The organism is Bacillus sp. CGMCC 1.16541 (assembly GCF_003184905.1).
GTDB lineage: Bacteria > Bacillota > Bacilli > Bacillales > Bacillaceae_H > Priestia.
The window spans coordinates 1-17122 of record NZ_QFRU01000009.1; the positions used below are offsets into that span (position 1 = coordinate 1).

The following is a 17122-nucleotide window of genomic DNA, read 5'->3' on the forward strand; positions in this document are numbered from 1 at the left end:
TCTCAATTATGTTCAATTTGTGGCTACCAAAACAAAGCCGTTAAAAATCTCAACCTCGGTGAATGGGATTGCCCTTCTTGTGGCACCCATCATGATCGAGATATTAACGCAGGACAAAATCTTAAAAATGAAGCAATAAGACTTCTAACCGTAGGGACTACGGGGATCGCCTAATCAATAACTAACCGTTAGGTTGGTGTTCTTAGGAATCTCCCACTTCAAACAGCTCGTAAGAGTGTTAAGTGGGAGTAGTTCAAGCTTGACTTAATGATGAATTTAACATCTAAATGTGCTTTTCAAGTGTAGCAATTTGTACGTTCAATACTTGTTCAAGTTTCATAATGATTCCTCCTGATGATGTTAATGTATATTGATTATAACAAATGTAAAATTTAAAAAATACTAAATTATAATAATTATAATTAAAGTGAAAAGTGTATACTTTTCACGCATTTTCTTATAAGGTAAATAAGGATCAAAAGCAGATAAAACAACAAAATATGATTATGTAACAGAAGGAGATAGAAGGCTCAATGGTTATTACTTCAAAAGCAAAAACACTCGTAGAAGAAGTCTTAGCAGAACAAGGAATTGAGGGAATTCGTTTATTTTTTAAAGGAATTAGCTGTGAAATTCCGAATATTGGCTTAGCTTTTCAACCTGAGGAAGAAGGGGACGAACTGCAAATCATTAATGGAATTAAAGTAGCGATTCAACCCGACATTCTTCCTTATACAGACGAACTCATTTTAGACGTTCACACAACACCGTATGGACCTGGCTTAGCGCTTGTAGGAGTGAAGACAGATTGTTAATGATGGGGGAGAGCGGCATCTCTAATGTATATACAAGGGATAATGTCTAAATCATTCATATCTAGCTGCAACATACATCGAATTAGTTTGTGTTCAAATGCTATATCATGTTCTGTTATTTGACACGGTTTTAACGACACATGGCTCGGTAAATAGGATGTAAGCTTCGTTGACAAAGTTATTGAAGGATTTGTTAAAAATTGGTTCAATCGAATTAAAAGCATGAAAGGGATGAGGAAGCATGCTTTTAACTCATCATGTGTCGATTGAACAAAGAGAACAAATTAAGCTCTTAAAGCAAAAAATACGTGAAGCATCAACAAAATCGGAGAAAGAGACGTACGAAAAGCAACTAAATCACCTAGTTGAGCGAATGTTTATTGAGCATAAGTTAAAGCGATACTTAAATACAAATGACTAAGACTCTCTTGCCTATGACATCTCATCAAAACGATGGATGCATAAGCAAGAGATTTTTTTGACAAAGAGACAAAAGAGGGTTTTGACACTTTTGTGACATACGATACAATGCTTTGCTCATGAATTTAATTGTTTGATATGATAAGAACGCGTTCATACTGAAGATACATAGAAAAAGAAAGGCTGATTAAACTTGAAAAAAATAGTCGTTAGTTTGTGTATGTTTTTTCTGTTCGTTCCCAATATAGGGTTTGCACATACGCATTTAAAAACTGCTAACCCTGAAAATGGAGCGGTTGTAAAAGAACCGATTGAAGAAGTTGTCCTTACATTTGATACAGAAATTGAAAAGTTAAGTACAATGACATTAACAAAAGATGGAGAACCGGTAGAGATTGCAACAGAAACCATTACTGATAATCAGTTAACTGGCAAAGTAGGTAAGCCGTTAGAAAATGGTCAGTACGAAGTGAAGTGGAATATCATTGGGGCAGACGGTCATGTGATGAAAGATACAATTTCATTTGAAGTCGATGCAGATAAACCAACTACTGAAAAAGAACAAACAGAACAAAAAAACGAAGTGACAGAAGAACCATTATCTCCAAACAAACAACCTCAAAGTGAAACAGCAAATGAAACGTCTACACCGTTCTTTTTTGTCGCGTTTATTGTGCTGCTCTTTATCATAGGAGTATCTGTTTTATTCTTCCTAAGAAAGAGAAAGAAAGGATAAGCTGATGGAAGTGTTGTTATCCATTTTAGAGTGGTTCACTTATATAAGCGTATCACTCCTTATGGGATGGGTCATTTTAGGTTATGTGGACGATACGCAAAAGCCCATCATTTCTGCATCAAAAAATTTACCTATGTGGTTTGCAGCTTCTATTCCAGTTGCAGCATTTGGTAACATTTTGAGCCTTACACTTACATTGTCAAATGAACAAAGCGTTGCTCAAACATTATTTTTAATCGTCACAGAAACGCGAGTAGGACAAGCTTGGTTTGTCTTACTCTTTGTATCCATTTTAGTAGCATTATCAATTTATTTAGAAAGCCATAGACATATACAACTAGGATTTTCCGTAGGTGTGTTACTTGCATTGTCATATGCAAGTCATGCAGCTTCACAAAACATCTGGGTAGGTTTAGGTGCTCATCTTGTGCACTTTCTAACTGTGGCAGTGTGGGCAGGGATTGTGTTTTATGTTGGCTGGTTTGTAAAAGAAGATAAGCACTGGCAAGCTTTTTTAAAATGGTTTACGCCTTTGGCTGTTGGGTGTGTTGTTCTAGCATTTAGTACAGGGTTTCTTCTGATGTGGTTAATTGTTGGTTTCGATCACTATGTGGATGCGTGGGCGACACCATATGGTCATGCGCTATTATTAAAGCATATAACCATCATACCATTGTTGTTGTTCGCTGTGATTAATGGTTTTTTAAGTCGCAAAGTCAATCAAGAACAACATTACAGCCCAATTCACTGGATTCGTGCAGAAAGTATTGTTCTCCTTCTCGTTTTTTTATGGACAGGAATGATGACGACGCAATCGCCGCCCATTGATATTGAACACATTGCCACTCATTCAACCATATTCCCCTTTATTTATGGTCGACCTGTTTCCTTACCTTTAGAAATAGAAGTAACGATGATAAGTATCCTATTTTTAGGGATTTCGTTGTTGTTTGCTCTTTATTTAATCGTTAGTTTTTATAAAAAGATGAATAGTTGGATGAGTATAGTATGTAGTTTTCTACTAGTGTTTGCTCTTTATATTAGTGTACTTACAAGTATTCGGTTATGAAAAAAAGGCAGTGTCAATGTAGAAGAATCGGACTCTAATTGACACTGCTTTTTTTATTCTTCAGGCATGATCATTTCGTTCGTTTCATTTATCGTATCGATTGGAGACGTATTCGCCGCTCCAGCGCCCTCGACTGTTTTTTCCACTGTCTTTGGACAGATGCAATAAATATCACCAAAATTAACGATTCCGCCTTCTACACTTTTTATATAAACACTTTTAATGAAAACTGGCATATAGTCAAACCTTTCTTTTTCTCTACTATATGCAAAGCTTGTCATGGTTGTATAGACAGAAAGGGGAGAAACAGACATTAAAAAAGTCTTTACCAACTCATTCACGTTGTAGTGCATACGGTTGGTAAAGACTTTTGTGTTAAAGACCAAATAGTGATCGATTTGCAAGTGATTCATCCGTTGGAATGTAGTTATAAATCTTCCAATTACCAGATAAATCTTTTCTTAATGAATAGACACCTGATACATCTAGTGTATCTTTATAGGTTGATGTACCTTGCTTAATATGGACTTTTTGCTTCGCATTTTTCGTTTCAACTTGTACATATCGATCATTAAGATGTGTGATAGAAATGGTATAAGTTCCAACTGGCTCTATGGAAAGAGTCGCACCCATGTCGGCAAATAACTTATACATGTCGATTGATTCAAGCCCAACTGTACGATAGAAACCAGTCGTGTTTTTATTGAATAAAGTTTCCAATGCTGAGAAGTCATTTGCACGAAGTAATGACATTTCGGCATCAACGTGGCCTCTCATGAACTTCTCAATGCTTTGAGCTGTCGGTGTGTTTTTTGTTTCTTGTTTAAGTGCACGATGAATCATTAACACAGCTTGAGCTCTTGTTGCCTTGTTTAATGGACGAAATTCGTTTGTTTCTGTGTATCCATTAATAATGCCGACAGATGAAGCTTCATTAATTTCTTTATAAGCCCAATGTGTAGCAGGTACGTCTTTAAATGACGTGTTGGTACGTTTAAACGCTACACTGTTTTTAAACGCACGGTGAATCATAGCGGCCATATGCTCGCGCTTAATTTGTTCATAAGGATAGAACTTTCCATCTTCTCGTCCCGTTACAATTCCTAAGCTGCTTGCGATCGTTATGTATTCATAGTGCCAATCGTCTTTTTTGACATCGATAAAAGTTTTTGAACTAGCACTAGCCTTCAAGTTTAACGCATTCACAAGAATCTTGGTAAATTGAGCGCGTGTGACAGAATGATTTGGCTTTATCTCTACTAAACCGTGTTCATTTAACGTTCCATCAATAATATCTGCTGCCATAAAATCATCTAGCTCGTTATACGCATGATGATTCACAATATCGTAGGCTAAATAGGATTCAGACGTTTTATTTGCTGCACTTACAGATGATACTTGTAGTGTAAGTGTAAGAGATAGAATAAGTGCTATCCATATACGAATTTTCTTCATTAATTCAACTCCTTAGTAATATATGTCATCACAGTTAAGATTCTACTATTATTTTAAAATATTGTCATCTAGTAAAAGTTTACCATATAAGTGAGGGATGCGTATGATTTCGCTAATTGCCTTGTAATAAGGTAAAATAAAAAAGCAAGTAAAGAGAGAAGAGGGTCAGTATGAAAGAGAAGTCTAGTTTTGAATTTCGAAAATTATGGGTGCTAACTCGTCCTCCTGTTGGAAAATTAGTGATTTCATTTGTATTATCGTTAATTAATACAGCAACCGCCCTATCCATTCCACTTCTGATTAAACAGTTAATGGATACGATTAGCCAGGGAATTACACCTCAAGTTGTAGGTGGAATTATTGGGTTATTTTTAATTCAAATGATAACGAGTGCAATCTCACTATATCTCTTAGCTCAAGTGGGTCAAGGAGTTGTTCGAGAGCTTCGAACAAAAGTGTGGGATAAATTAATTCGGTTACCTGTTTCTTATTATGACAAAAATCGTTCAGGTGAGATGGTGAGTCGTATTACAAATGACACGACCATTGTGATGAACCTTTTATCAACAGAGATGATTGATTTTGTGAAAAATATTTTATCAATCGTTGTCGCCATGATCATCTTGTTTACATTAGATGTACCGATGACATTTATTTTACTAGCCGTTATTCCTGTCATGTTTGTGCTCGTTATGCCACTTGCACGAAAAGTACATAAAATCGCAAAAGAACAACAAGATCACATGTCTAAGCTAACCGCCTTTTTAGCTCAAATGCTAGGAGAGATACGTCTTATTAAAGCATATAATTCAGAGCAAAAAGAATTCTCAGCGGGTGTTACGACATTTCAATCGCTGTTTACATTTGGAATTAGAAGAGCTAAAATTGAAGCGATTATTTCGCCTATTATTAGTACAATCATGACAGCTGTTTTAATTACAATTGTCGGGTTTGGATCTTATCGTGTAAGTCAAGGTCTCATTTCCGCTGGAGATCTGGTAGCATTCGTTCTGTACTTGTTTCAAATCATGGTACCGGTTGGTTCGCTCACCCGTTTTGTGACGAGCTTTCAACAAACAAAAGGAGCATCCGAGCGTATTTTTGACATATTAGAAGAAAAAGAAGAAGAATATGAACGCGGAAAGGAACTAACTGAAGCAGGAACATTATCGTTTCATTCCGTTCGGTTTCAATACGATGATAAAGTCGTCTTAGAAGACATCACATTTGAAGCGAAAAAAGGTACAGTGACGGCATTTGTCGGTCCTAGCGGAGCAGGTAAGTCAACGATTTTCTCGTTGATTGAGCGGTTTTACGAGCCGCAGTCAGGAGAGATGCGTTTAAATGGAGAACCGTATCAACAAATAAACTTGCGCTCCTGGAGGCAACTGTTTAGTTATGTGCAACAGGATTCTCCTATTCTAGCAGGAACGATACGGGAAAACATGACGTATGGGTTAGAAAAACACGTAACAGATGAAGAAATGATAGACGCAGCTAAAATGGCCAATGCTCATGAATTTATTACAACGTTTACGCAAGGGTATGACACGATGATTGGTGAAAGAGGTGTAAATTTATCTGGAGGGCAACGTCAACGAATTGCAATAGCACGAGCACTACTGCGAGATCCACAAGTCCTTTTATTAGATGAAGCGACAGCTAGCTTAGATTCCGAGTCAGAAAAGCTGGTACAAGAAGCGCTAGAGACAATTATGAAAGAGCGTACGTCGTTCGTTATTGCCCATCGATTGTCAACAGTCATCAATGCTGATCAAATCGTTGTCATTGAAAGAGGACGTGTAACTGGAATCGGAACACACGAAGAATTATTGAAAAATCATGATTTTTATCGTATACTTGTTAATCAACAGTTTAAAGCCTTGTCATAATGGGTATATAAAAAGAGTCGTTTTAAAGCGGCTCTTTTGTTTTTTTTGTCGAATGTGTAAAAAAATAAAAAAAGTACTTGCATTGTTTTGCGATTAATGATAAATTATTAAAAATTTACAATTTTCAAAATAAAACTTGAAGGAGAGATGAAAATGAAATTAGGAGATCACGTTATGTACAATAAAGAGGAATATAAGATTATGCACATTTACCGTAATGGAACATGCGAATTGATTCCTACGACAAATCCAAACTTTAAGAACGTATTAGTAATCGAAATGAACAAATTACAGAAATAAGTGAGCGAGTGCTGAAGTGATAATTAGATTATGGTACTTCTAGCTTGAATCTTCAACTTTTTTAGTTTGTTCCTCTTGTTTTGTTACTTCTCAATGGTTATCTTTTCAATTCATACGATTTAAATATGTAAAAGTCTCTTTTATAGGAATCCTTCCTGATAAAAGATACAAAAGAAATACATGTTTAGTCCGCACATATTGGCTCTAAATGATAAAAAATAAAAACTAGAAGCAGGAGTCCAAAAAGTGACTTCTGCTTTCTAATGTATTTAGAGATAATTTGACGTCGATTCAAGTGCTAATTCACCTTATTTTACAAAAACTGTTGGATTGACAAACGTACATTTCATTTGTGGAAAAGTAGTTAAAATAAGAATCTGCATTGGGAATTTCTTTTGGATAGTTGATATTAATTTTGTTACTGTGTCTTTTTGTTCATTGCTCACATTAGTTGGTTAAACATAAATAGTAATGATTCTTGTTATTGATAATATAATATCTCTATTTAGTTTGTAAATAGAAAGATCTTTCACCTCAATTTCATTTTTCTCTCACAAATAGAAAGTATGATGAAAAAGTGATAAGAGCATTTTATTTTTCATGGTAGGATAGAAGATGAAATGCATCTAGTTTACACATTGAAAGGTTGATACATATGAAGAGGATGGCTCTGTTGGTTGCATTATCTTTTACTTTTTTAACTGCATGTGGACAAGACGGGGAACAAACGAACACAGTAGGCGATAATGAGCCTAAAATGCTTGAAGTCAATTTAAGCGGACCTGAAAACGCGAACGTCAATGAAGAAGTAGCGTTTAAAGCAGCAATTACATATGGAACAGATCCTGTGAATGATGCAGATGAGGTTCAGTTTGAGGTTTGGGAAAATAGTAAAAAAGAAGATAGTGAAATAATTGAAGCGAAGCATGAAGGAGACGGTGTATATAGTATAACGAAAGCGTTTGAAACTGAAGGTGTCTATACTGTTCAGTCACATGTAACAGCTAAAAGCTATCATAATATGCCTAAAACGAATATTGTCATAGGAAATCCAAGTGAAGCTTTAGTGGAGGATTCCCATTCGAAGGAAGCTGAACACCATCATCACGGTGCTAGTATTAGTTTGACTCCAAATGTTGCTGTAAAGGGAGAAGAGACGATCTTATCTGCTACAGTAAAAGTAGAAGAGCAATCGTTACCAGAAGCGGATGTTCGATTTGAAATCTGGAAAGATGGTACCGATAAGCATGATTGGGTAAATGCAGTCGAACAAAAAGAGAGTAACTCTTATGATGCTCCGTATACGTTTGGTGAGGAAGGAACGTATTACGTGCAAGTTCATGTCGAAAACGATGCAGGACTTCATGAGCATACAACAATCGAAGTGAGTGTAAAGTAACGAAAAGAGGGAAGGTGTCAAAATGGGATTCCACTAGGCACATTCCCTCTTTTTAGATGTTTACATGTCTTTATAAGGAAGTCGAATAAAAACGGTTGTTCCTGTTCCAAGTTCACTTTCAATATGAAGAGTACCTTCGTGACGTTCTACAATTTGTTTTACAATGGCCATCCCTAATCCTGTTCCACCTTTTTCGCGTGTACGTGCTTTGTCAGCTCGGTAAAATCGTTCTCCGATATAAACAAGATCCTCTTTGGAAATACCAATACCGTCATCTCTCACAGACGCTACAATCATATCACGTTCTTTTTTGAGTTCAATGTGTATATTTCCACCTTCATTCGTGTAGCGAAGCGCATTTTGTAACAAATTGTAAAAAAGTTGCTGTAGACGGTTAGGGTCGGCATTTACAATTAATTCATGGTCAAAGGAAGAAGAGATTGAAATGTTTTTTTCTTTTGCTTTTAATGAAAAAGAGTGTACAGTATCTTCAAGCAATTGTGCAAACACAAGTGGCTGTTTGAACAGTGGTTGATCATTTCCTTCGAGTTGAGCAAGATCTAATAAGTCTTTAACAAGTCGATTCATTCGCTCTGATTCACGCCGGATAAGAGAAAGGTATTCCTTGCGCTCTTGCTCGCTATCTACTAATTCTTGCTCTAGTATCTCGCTGTATCCTTTTACATAACTAAGCGGTGTACGCAATTCATGTGCGACATTTGCTAAAAATTCTTTCTTTTGTTCACTAGATTCTTCAAGCGTGTATGCCATCTGATTAAACGCGTTGGCTAATTGACCAAATTCATCTTTATTTGTAACATCTACGCGTGCCGAGAAATCTTCAGCTGCGACTGCTTGAGAAAATTGCTTCATTTTTCGAATCGGATAAACGAGTGACTTTGTTAACCAATCTCCGATAAGAAATAAAAGAGCAAACACGATAAGGCCTGTTCCAATTAAAATAGGTGTTGCTTTATTGAACACTTCATAGATGGAAGGAAGGGGAAGATACAAATAAACCACCCCAGCTAAATGACCATCTTTGTTATCTAAAAGAGGAGTGATTACTCCAATAATATTTCGTTCAAATTTTTCTTCGTATCCTTGTTTGATAAGGTGTTGACCTTTTAACAGTTGCTTCCGTTCTTCTTCAGAAATAACAGCTTGATAGTCATCATCAAAAATCGTGTACATACTGAGTTCGCGAGGATCGTTAAAAATCATCACTTCTGCTTCTGAAATTGTATTATGCCAGTTCACATTTCCTATTAAAAAGGAAGGAATATCTCCACTATGATAATGAGCTGCAATCATATTTCCTTCTGTAATAAGAGATTGTTCAATCTTTTTCACATACAAATCTTTATAAAGGAAGTGGATGAATAGAAATGAAAATAAAATTGAAAAGAGAATAAACAAGCTAATCACAATACGTATTTTCGTATGTATACTGATAGAGAGCCAACGTTTTTTCATTTTTACACCTCAGCTTTATAGCCAACACCCCATACGGTCTTAACGATAGAAGCTGCCTCACCTAATTTAAGTCGCAACGTTTTAATGTGTGTATCTACTGTACGTTCACTGCCTAAATAATCGATGCCCCACACTTTTTCTAGTAAATGTTCACGTGAAAACACGTGACCTGGATGTTGACATAGAAACAGCAGCAATTCATATTCTTTCAAAGTAAGAGATACTTCTTCTTCTTGTACGTATACCTTTCGCCCAAGTTGATCAAATGAAAGAATCCCAAAGGTCTCTTTTGAATCGGTACGAAGCTTAGTCCCTCGAGTTCTTCGTAATACGGCTTCAATACGAGCGGACAATTCACCTAAGCTAAACGGTTTGACAATGTAATCATCCGCACCTAACTTTAATCCGTGAATACGGTCCCATTCATCACCGCGTGCTGTTAAGAAAATAATGGGGCATGTATGTGATTGGCGAATTTTATTGACTAATGTAAACCCGTCCAAAAAAGGCATCATCACATCAACGAGGATAAGAGAGGGAGTGTAATAATCTAACACTTTTAACGCTTCTATTCCATTTTCTGCTTCTACGCATTCATATCCTTCTCGGTGAAGGTACAAAGAAAGCATTTGTCTCATATCAGGTTCATCATCAATAATTAATAGTTTAACGTTTTCCATTTTGTTTGCAAACACCTTTCATTGATTAAATCCTAGTACCCTTAAATTATAATCGGAAAATGTGAAATGTGGGTGAAACTTCTTCATAGTATTAAAACATTTTCAAGTTTTATCGTTTCAGCAATAAAAAATAGCGCCCTTTTAAAAGGGCGCTATTTTTTATTGAGCTGTTTTATCAAATGAAACTCGGGCAACAGCATCGTGCAGGTGAATAGATTCTTCATTACGGCATGAAACTGTAAATGCTTCTACAAAATCGTATTCATATAAATCGGCAGCAACTAAACGTACCATATCTTCGACGAAACGAGGATTTTCATAGGCTTGTTCTGTCACCATTTTTTCATCTGGACGCTTTAAAATCGGATGAATTTTTGCGCTTCCATTTGATTCAATGGCTTCTAAAAGAGAAGCTTTCCAATCCACCGTATCGGTTACATCATCTGTTAATCTCGTATCTACAATTACGTTTCCACGTTGGTTATGTGCACTATATTCACTAATTTCTTTTGAACACGGGCATAATGTTTTCACAACAGCTGTTAACCCAACTGATTTTTTTATGCCAGTTTCTTTATTATAGTCAATTGTCATGCGCGCTTCTGCATGGTTCAATCCAGATAATCCTGAAGCTGGTGCAACCTGATCATAAAACCATGGATACGAAATATCTACTTTAGCATCTTCAACACCAAGACGATCCGCTAACTCTACAATAAAACGAGATAATGTTGAGAATGAAAGGTCGAACCCTCCATCAAGTCGGTATTGCTCAAGCAGCTCGGTAAAGCGGCTCATGTTTGTTCCTTTTGCATCACGCGATACGGATGATGTAAGGGTAAATGTTGCAATGGTTGTTTGTGTTGTCGGTTTAAGAGTTGATTCCACTACAACCGGCATTTTTACATTTGAAATTCCAACTGCTTCAATATCGAATAAAAAGTCACGCTTTGTATTTTGTAAATCAGGCATGTCCTCTTTTTTTGTTGGTTTTGTTTTTGGGCCTGGCTCCACAGAACCGAATAATTTATGTCTTTCTTCTTTAAACGGTAATTGTATCTTTGTCATTGTTGTCATCTTCGTGCTCCTCTCCCCATCTAATCATAGCTTGATAGAATGGTTGAATCTTGAGAAATTTTACCTAGTTTTCTCTTGAATTGCAAGTTTATTGACTCATTTTTTATTTATCTTACTGTGATTTCTTGTAAAAGTCATATCTAAATGTGTTAATAAACAAGGATTTTTAAGATTTAAGCTTCTGTTTGTGGAACCTTATTTCTTTTAAGAATGAAGGTGAGTGATTAGGATGGACTTATCTATGAATGTTTGACATATAGTTTTATATAGGACAAGGCGCAAGGGAGATTGAAGAATGAACACGTTTTTAAAAGGAACGTTTATATTAGCTGGTGCAGCATTTATAGGTGAACTGGTCGAATTTCTCGTCAACATGGTGTTAGCGAGAGAGTTAGGTAAGGAAGGAATGGGGATGTATATGTCTGTACTTCCTGTCATCTTCCTCATTGCAACAGTTGCCAATTTAGAGTTACCAATTTCAATTTCAAAATTTATTGCACAACATGACCGAAAAGAACATCCTCATATGATTCGGCACGCAATAAGCTTTGCAACCTTTATTAGTGTTGTTTTCTTTTTTCTTACATTGGTTATTGTAAGTGTTTTTCCTTTTTTTGAACACTATCATCCCCAATTAAAGTGGGCTGTGTTACTGTTTATACCAATTGTTGCATTTTCAGCGGTACTTAGAGGGTACTTTACTGGCAAAAATAACATGACGACGATTGCTATTTCCAATTTTATTCGAAAAGCAGTCCAGCTTACCATTTTGTTTCTTGTTTTTCAAACCTTTCACTTTGAAGATGTGAAAACATCGTTATTTGTTGCGATATGCACACTGATTGGAACGGAAGGAATTATTCTACTTTATTTCTTCTTAACGTACATTACACAAATAAATGTCATTTCAAAAGGATATCGATCTTCTTTGACTTCTAGTCAAGTTCGAAAAGAGTTACTTAGTGTATCGTTACCAACAACAGGATTACGCTTATTTAACGCCGTTTGTAATGCATTTCAACCTTTTTTAATAAAACAAGCTCTTGTCATTTCAGGGATGACGATGGGGATTGCTACACAGCATTTTGGAATGTTAACGGGAGTAGCCATGACCATTGGTTTCTTTCCAGCTTTCTTTGCTCACTCTCTATTAGTTGCATTAATCCCAGCTGTCTCACACGCTCACTCTAAACAAAACATTAGTAAATTACAAGATCTTTTAAAGCAAAGCATGCATTTAACGTTTCTATACGGAGTTCCATCGATCTTAGCCATGTATGTGTTTGCTGGTCCACTAACCAATTTGTTTTTTCATTCAACAGAAGCTGCTTACTATTTACGTTCGTTATGGCCGTACTTTATTTTTCACTTTTTTGCCATTCCGCTTCAAGCTTATTTAATTGGATTAGGTCTTATCAAAGATGCCTTGTTACACACGATATGGTCTCATATTGTGTCGTTCTCACTTATGTTTTTTCTAGGTTCTCAATCAAGTATTGGAATGAGTGGGATTATCATTGGAATGAATACCGGTGCAGTGTTATTAACGATTTTACATTATGTGACCATTTGCCGTGTTACACACGTTTCTATTTTTTCATTAAAGCATAAACCACAATCGACGTAGGCAAGGGAGAAATAGAAAGAAAAGCTTGGGGCTGTTCACGACCCCAAGCTTTTTCACTGCATATTCTCCATTATCTCTCTAAATAGTCGAGCTGGATCATCGCCGCCCCCACCTTCTAAATAGTGATTATTATCAGGACTGTCAAAACCGAGGTGAATAGACAGAACCAAATCTGAATTGTACCCAACAAACCAAGCATCTTTATTCGCTTCACGATTTTCTTGACTGAGTTGAGTTGTTCCTGTTTTTCCAGCTACTTTGACGGGTGATTGAGCTCTACGGCCTGTTCCATAGCTTTCTTCAACAACACTTACAAGCATTTTTGTCATTTCTTTTGCATATTCTGGCTCCATTAATTCTTTTGATTCTTTTTCAAGTTCGATAACTGTACCATCGCGCATGTGCAACTTTGAGATGGCTCTTGCTTCATTCATCACACCGTCATTTGCAAAGGTTGTATAGCTTTGTGATAATTCGATAGGAGAGAAGCCGCCTGTAATTCCACCAAGCGCTAACGCTAAATTTTTGTCATCGTCTGATAATGTAATGCCTGAGTCCTCAATAAAATCAAATCCGCGGTCAACACCAATATCGTTTAATAAAGAAACAGCCGGGATGTTTAATGAGCGTGCTACCGCTTCTTCCATTGTCACACTCCCTCGATAACGGCCGTCTGCATTTTTTGGTTTATAGCCGCTAATATCGATGGGCTCATCTTCTAGTATTGAATTCGATGTGTAATCACCGGATTCTAAAGCAGGTCCGTACACAGATAAAGGCTTAATAACAGAACCGGGCTGATAAGCTGCATTTGCTCGGTTTAAGCCATTTTGCGTGTAATCTCGACCGCCATACAGCGCAGAAATATAACCAGAAGAAGGATCAACAGCTGCCATGCCCACTTCTACTTTTTTTTCAGCACTATCTTCCGAGAACGAATAATTGTTTACTGATTGATTCATTGAATCTTGCAAAGCGCGATCAAAATTTGTATAGATTTTGTATCCACCTTCATACAAGTCATCTGTTGATACATCATAAAGTTCAGTCGCTTCCTGTACAGCAAAATCAATGAAAGCTTGATAGTCACTCTGTGTTTTCGCTGGTACAGATGGTTCTCTTACTGGTTCGCTTCGAGCAGTTTCATATTGGTTTTCATCAATCACTTCTTGGTCGAGCATTAATTTTAATACAACATTACGTCTTGTCTTTGCTGCCTCGGGGTCATTGCTAGGTGAGTACGTACTTGGTGCTTTTGGTAAACCTGCTAAAAGGGCAGCTTCGCCAACCGTTAAATCTTCTACATCTTTATTAAAATAAAGGTTCGATGCAGCGCCAATTCCATATACACCGCTTCCAAAGTAAATTTGATTCACATATAGTTCGAGAATTTGATCCTTTGTAAAGTTTTGCTCAAGACCTACGGAAATGAACATTTCATCAACTTTACGTTTAATCGTTTTTTCATTTGATAAATAAAGGTTTCGGGCAAGTTGCTGTGTAATTGTACTAGCCCCTTGAGCCTTACTCATTGTTATGATGTTTTTTGCAGCAGCACGAAAAATTCCTTGAACATCGATACCTGAATGATTATAAAAGCGACGATCTTCTGTCGCAACGAAAGCCATCTTTACATGGTCAGGTAATTGTTCGATGGATATATTTTCCCTCGGAAGTGTTTTATATAGTTTGTCGACTTCATTTCCGTTTTTATCATAAATGACGGTACTTTCCACCGACTGCAATTCTTCGTATGATAAATTTTCTGTTTGTTTCATTTGATTAAATATGTATGATGCAATGAGCATCACTACTAATAAGATGCTTAAAAAGAATAAGATGTATTTTCTCATGTTGAGTCACTCCAATAGCCGTTTCCTCTTGAGAAACGTTTAATCATTTATAGGTGGGTTATGCAACCTACATGTGTTTAACCTTTTTTATAATGAGTGAAACATAGAAAGAAGAATTGAGTAAATGGACTTATCGTTCAAAACGAACTGGAATCAAACTCAATAATCTTTTTTCCTTATTATGCATAAAGTTTGACAAAATATACGATTCACTAGTAATTAAAATATCTCGAATTAAAAACTTTACAACGAAAGAGACCTTCTCTATAATAGTCGTATAGTTAAGTCGACCTTTGTGAAAACGAGAAGGTAACTAAAGGAGGAGTTCAACATGATGAAACATATTTTTCAAAAAGGAACGGATGAAACAAAACCAGTGTTAGTCATGCTGCATGGTACAGGTGGAACCGAACAGGATTTATTACCGGTTGCATCAATGATCGATCCACAAGCAAGTGTATTATCGGTGAGAGGAAATGTTCTAGAAAATGGGATGCCTCGATTTTTCCGTCGATTACAAGAAGGGGTATTTGATATTGAAGATTTAGTAGTTCGTACAAAGGAATTGCATGATTTTTTAGATGAAGCAGCAAACAAATATGAATTTGATCGAAATAATGTTGTCGCAGTGGGCTATTCAAATGGTGCTAACATTGCAGGTAGCTTACTGTTTCATCATGAGAATTCACTAAAAGGAGCTATTTTATTCCACCCAATGGTTCCACGTAGAGGCATGTCGTTGCCTTCTTTACTAAATGTGCCTGTTTTTATCGGAGCAGGTGATAATGATCCGATTTGTTTACCAGAAGAAACCAGTGAGTTGACAGCTTTACTGCAAGATGCAGGAGCATCTGTAAAAGTACAGTGGGAATCGTTTGGTCATCAACTAACACGTACGGAAATTGAAGCGGCAAAACAATGGTACGAAACAACCTTATAATGTAGAAGAGAGTGCCTTAACAGGAGATTGAACAAAATCTGCGTGAAGCACTCTCTTTTTATTCACAAGGCAACAATTTGGTCAAACGTCTTGCACTTTGGTAGACTAAAACTACAAATGAACGAAAGGGAGAGAAAAAGATGAATGTAGCAATTGAAACCATTTTGAATCACCGTTCGATTCGCCATTATAAAGATCAGCCTTTGTCAGATGAACAAATTCGTACATTAGTAGAAAGTGCACAGGCCGCTTCAACATCAAGTTACATTCAAGCGTATTCCATAATTGGCATTAAAAAGAAAGAAACGAAAGAAAAGCTAGCAGCATTAGCAGGAAATCAGCCTTATGTTGCAGAAAATGGTCACCTTTTTATTTTCTGTGCAGATTTTCATCGTCACGATCTTGTAGCCGAGATGGAACAGCAAGATTTGAGCACATCACTAGAAAGTACAGAAAAATTTATGGTTGCGCTAATTGATGCGTCATTAGCAGCACAAAATACAGCAATCGCGGCAGAATCAATGGGATTAGGCATCTGTTATATCGGGGGGTTACGAAATAACCTTGAAGAAGTCAGTAAACTATTAAATGTTCCAAAGCGAGTGATTCCACTGTTTGGGTTAACAGTCGGTTATCCTGTCGATGAGTCAGATAAAAAGCCTCGCTTACCAGTTGAACATGTGTATCATGAAGAAACGTACGAATCAAATAATGAAGCTGTTAAAAATCAATTACTTCATTATAATAAGCAAATCTCTTCTTATTATAATGAACGTACAGACGGGAAAAGAAATGATACTTGGACTGGCCAAATGGCAAACATGTTATCGAATCCAACACGCATGTATATGAAAGAGTTTGTGGAAAAGAAAGGTTTCAACCGTCAATAGAGTTCTATTAAAAGAGGCTCACTCAAAAGGTTGAATAAATTCGATCTGAGAGTCGCCTCTTTTACTTTTCATCCAGTTTCTAGGTTTTAATTTGATGGATTTATAGATTTATAAGGGAAAGAGGGATATTCCTTCCCTTCATTACCCTAATTTTTGTTCGCTGCCCACTTCAGTAAATTGTGTGCAGCGCAAATAAGACCCCAATCCGTGGTATTTTGGATAGGCCTCTTAACCCAAATCTGTTAAACGCTCGATTGTGCTTAATCTGTCCAAACACAGGCTCTACATCTATTTTTCGCTGCCTGTATCTTTTGCTTCCTTCTTCCGTGGCCAAGCGTTCACGAACTTCTTTTCGTTGTTGGTGGTTTCTCACTGAGACCTGTACGATTTTTGTATCTTTGTCTTTAGCACAGGTTGTTTGGAACGGAAATCAACGGACTAATTTTAGAAGCTAACCTAAAAAGAGGGTGTCCCAAAAGTTTATACCTTTTGG

The 17122-nt window shown here is 36.6% G+C and carries 17 protein-coding genes and 1 pseudogene; 11 read left to right on the forward strand and 7 right to left on the reverse strand.

Features of this window, described 5'->3' with window-relative positions; translation table 11 throughout:
- From DIS06_RS10395 to DIS06_RS10415, 5 genes are all read left to right on the forward strand, one after another.
- Nucleotides 1-174, forward strand: a 174-nt coding sequence (locus DIS06_RS10395; protein ID WP_162595943.1) for a zinc ribbon domain-containing protein, incomplete at its 5' end; no start/stop codon positions are given.
- Between the two features lie 359 nt (nt 175-533).
- Entirely contained in the window at nt 534-815 is a 282-nt protein-coding gene (locus DIS06_RS10400) for a Fe-S cluster assembly protein HesB (RefSeq protein ID WP_110113207.1), read from the forward strand.
- A 241-nt stretch (nt 816-1056) separates the two neighbouring features.
- A complete protein-coding gene (locus DIS06_RS10405; protein WP_110113208.1) occupies nt 1057-1236 on the forward strand; it encodes a hypothetical protein in 180 nt (59 codons plus the stop codon).
- Nucleotides 1237-1428: 192 nt separating this feature from the next.
- Nucleotides 1429-1971, forward strand: a complete 543-nt coding sequence (locus tag DIS06_RS10410) for a copper resistance CopC family protein (protein WP_110113209.1) — start codon at nt 1429-1431, stop codon at nt 1969-1971.
- A gap of 4 nt (nt 1972-1975) precedes the next feature.
- Nucleotides 1976-3040: a copper resistance D family protein gene (locus DIS06_RS10415; RefSeq protein ID WP_110113210.1), complete on the forward strand. Its 1065-nt coding sequence runs from the start codon at nt 1976-1978 to the stop codon at nt 3038-3040.
- A 53-nt stretch (nt 3041-3093) separates the two neighbouring features.
- Here the strand turns inward: DIS06_RS10415 and DIS06_RS20135 are convergent, their stop codons facing one another.
- The gene (locus DIS06_RS20135) at nt 3094-3276 is read right to left on the reverse strand and encodes a spore germination protein (RefSeq protein WP_162595944.1); all 183 of its coding nucleotides are present in this window, start codon (nt 3274-3276) and stop codon (nt 3094-3096) included.
- A gap of 139 nt (nt 3277-3415) precedes the next feature.
- Nucleotides 3416-4495 carry an S-layer homology domain-containing protein gene (locus tag DIS06_RS10425; protein ID WP_110113212.1) on the reverse strand — a complete coding sequence of 360 codons (1080 nt, stop codon included), beginning with the start codon at nt 4493-4495 and terminating at the stop codon, nt 3416-3418.
- 170 nt (nt 4496-4665) lie between these two features.
- Between DIS06_RS10425 and DIS06_RS10430 the strand changes: the two genes are divergently transcribed.
- The 3 genes from DIS06_RS10430 (at nt 4666) to DIS06_RS10435 (ending at nt 8086) form a co-directional block, all read left to right on the forward strand.
- Nucleotides 4666-6387: an ABC transporter ATP-binding protein gene (locus DIS06_RS10430; RefSeq protein WP_110113213.1), complete on the forward strand. Its 1722-nt coding sequence runs from the start codon at nt 4666-4668 to the stop codon at nt 6385-6387.
- Between the two features lie 153 nt (nt 6388-6540).
- On the forward strand, nt 6541-6687 hold the full coding sequence (locus DIS06_RS20140) for a hypothetical protein (RefSeq protein WP_162595945.1): 147 nt from the start codon (nt 6541-6543) through the stop codon (nt 6685-6687).
- 673 nt (nt 6688-7360) lie between these two features.
- On the forward strand, nt 7361-8086 hold the full coding sequence (locus tag DIS06_RS10435) for a FixH family protein (RefSeq protein ID WP_162595946.1): 726 nt from the start codon (nt 7361-7363) through the stop codon (nt 8084-8086).
- A 60-nt stretch (nt 8087-8146) separates the two neighbouring features.
- On the opposite strand, the gene DIS06_RS10440 is transcribed toward DIS06_RS10435, so the two are convergent.
- The 3 genes from DIS06_RS10440 to folE2 form a co-directional block, all read right to left on the reverse strand.
- The gene (locus DIS06_RS10440; RefSeq protein ID WP_110113215.1) at nt 8147-9562 is read right to left on the reverse strand and encodes a sensor histidine kinase; all 1416 of its coding nucleotides are present in this window, start codon (nt 9560-9562) and stop codon (nt 8147-8149) included.
- A 2-nt stretch (nt 9563-9564) separates the two neighbouring features.
- Nucleotides 9565-10242, reverse strand: a complete 678-nt coding sequence (locus tag DIS06_RS10445) for a response regulator transcription factor (protein WP_110113216.1) — start codon at nt 10240-10242, stop codon at nt 9565-9567.
- A gap of 159 nt (nt 10243-10401) precedes the next feature.
- On the reverse strand, nt 10402-11319 hold the full coding sequence (gene folE2, locus DIS06_RS10450; RefSeq protein WP_239422018.1) for a GTP cyclohydrolase FolE2: 918 nt from the start codon (nt 11317-11319) through the stop codon (nt 10402-10404).
- 295 nt (nt 11320-11614) lie between these two features.
- Here folE2 and DIS06_RS10455 point away from each other — a divergent pair, with 295 nt between their 5' ends.
- Nucleotides 11615-12946, forward strand: a complete 1332-nt coding sequence (locus DIS06_RS10455; protein ID WP_110113217.1) for a polysaccharide biosynthesis protein — start codon at nt 11615-11617, stop codon at nt 12944-12946.
- Nucleotides 12947-12999: 53 nt separating this feature from the next.
- On the opposite strand, the gene DIS06_RS10460 is transcribed toward DIS06_RS10455, so the two are convergent.
- The gene (locus DIS06_RS10460) at nt 13000-14799 is read right to left on the reverse strand and encodes a transglycosylase domain-containing protein (RefSeq protein ID WP_110113218.1); all 1800 of its coding nucleotides are present in this window, start codon (nt 14797-14799) and stop codon (nt 13000-13002) included.
- Nucleotides 14800-15130: 331 nt separating this feature from the next.
- Between DIS06_RS10460 and DIS06_RS10465 the strand changes: the two genes are divergently transcribed.
- Together DIS06_RS10465 and nfsA are read left to right on the forward strand one after the other, a co-directional pair.
- Nucleotides 15131-15739 carry an alpha/beta hydrolase gene (locus DIS06_RS10465; RefSeq protein WP_204166782.1) on the forward strand — a complete coding sequence of 203 codons (609 nt, stop codon included), beginning with the start codon at nt 15131-15133 and terminating at the stop codon, nt 15737-15739.
- 140 nt (nt 15740-15879) lie between these two features.
- Nucleotides 15880-16629, forward strand: a complete 750-nt coding sequence (nfsA, locus tag DIS06_RS10470) for an oxygen-insensitive NADPH nitroreductase (protein WP_110113219.1) — start codon at nt 15880-15882, stop codon at nt 16627-16629.
- Between the two features lie 146 nt (nt 16630-16775).
- Here nfsA and DIS06_RS10475 read toward each other — a convergent pair.
- Nucleotides 16776-17056 (reverse strand): annotated as a pseudogene (locus tag DIS06_RS10475) (transposase); the annotation flags it as partial.
- Between the last annotated feature and the right edge of the window lie 66 nt (nt 17057-17122).

What these genes read in the sequence shown, in the direction of transcription:
- DIS06_RS10400 (WP_110113207.1), top strand. Translation starts at nt 534, where the DNA reads ATGGTTATTACTTCAAAAGCAAAAACACTCGTAGAAGAAGTCTTAGCA.
- DIS06_RS10405 (WP_110113208.1), top strand. Translation starts at nt 1,057, where the DNA reads ATGCTTTTAACTCATCATGTGTCGATTGAACAAAGAGAACAAATTAAG.
- DIS06_RS10415 (WP_110113210.1), top strand. Translation starts at nt 1,976, where the DNA reads ATGGAAGTGTTGTTATCCATTTTAGAGTGGTTCACTTATATAAGCGTA.
- DIS06_RS20135 (WP_162595944.1), bottom strand. Translation starts at nt 3,276, where the DNA reads ATGCCAGTTTTCATTAAAAGTGTTTATATAAAAAGTGTAGAAGGCGGA.
- DIS06_RS10425 (WP_110113212.1), bottom strand. Translation starts at nt 4,495, where the DNA reads ATGAAGAAAATTCGTATATGGATAGCACTTATTCTATCTCTTACACTT.
- DIS06_RS10430 (WP_110113213.1), top strand. Translation starts at nt 4,666, where the DNA reads ATGAAAGAGAAGTCTAGTTTTGAATTTCGAAAATTATGGGTGCTAACT.
- DIS06_RS20140 (WP_162595945.1), top strand. Translation starts at nt 6,541, where the DNA reads ATGAAATTAGGAGATCACGTTATGTACAATAAAGAGGAATATAAGATT.
- DIS06_RS10440 (WP_110113215.1), bottom strand. Translation starts at nt 9,562, where the DNA reads ATGAAAAAACGTTGGCTCTCTATCAGTATACATACGAAAATACGTATT.
- DIS06_RS10445 (WP_110113216.1), bottom strand. Translation starts at nt 10,242, where the DNA reads ATGGAAAACGTTAAACTATTAATTATTGATGATGAACCTGATATGAGA.
- folE2 (WP_239422018.1), bottom strand. Translation starts at nt 11,319, where the DNA reads ATGACAACAATGACAAAGATACAATTACCGTTTAAAGAAGAAAGACAT.
- DIS06_RS10455 (WP_110113217.1), top strand. Translation starts at nt 11,615, where the DNA reads ATGAACACGTTTTTAAAAGGAACGTTTATATTAGCTGGTGCAGCATTT.
- DIS06_RS10460 (WP_110113218.1), bottom strand. Translation starts at nt 14,799, where the DNA reads ATGAGAAAATACATCTTATTCTTTTTAAGCATCTTATTAGTAGTGATG.
- DIS06_RS10465 (WP_204166782.1), top strand. Translation starts at nt 15,131, where the DNA reads ATGATGAAACATATTTTTCAAAAAGGAACGGATGAAACAAAACCAGTG.
- nfsA (WP_110113219.1), top strand. Translation starts at nt 15,880, where the DNA reads ATGAATGTAGCAATTGAAACCATTTTGAATCACCGTTCGATTCGCCAT.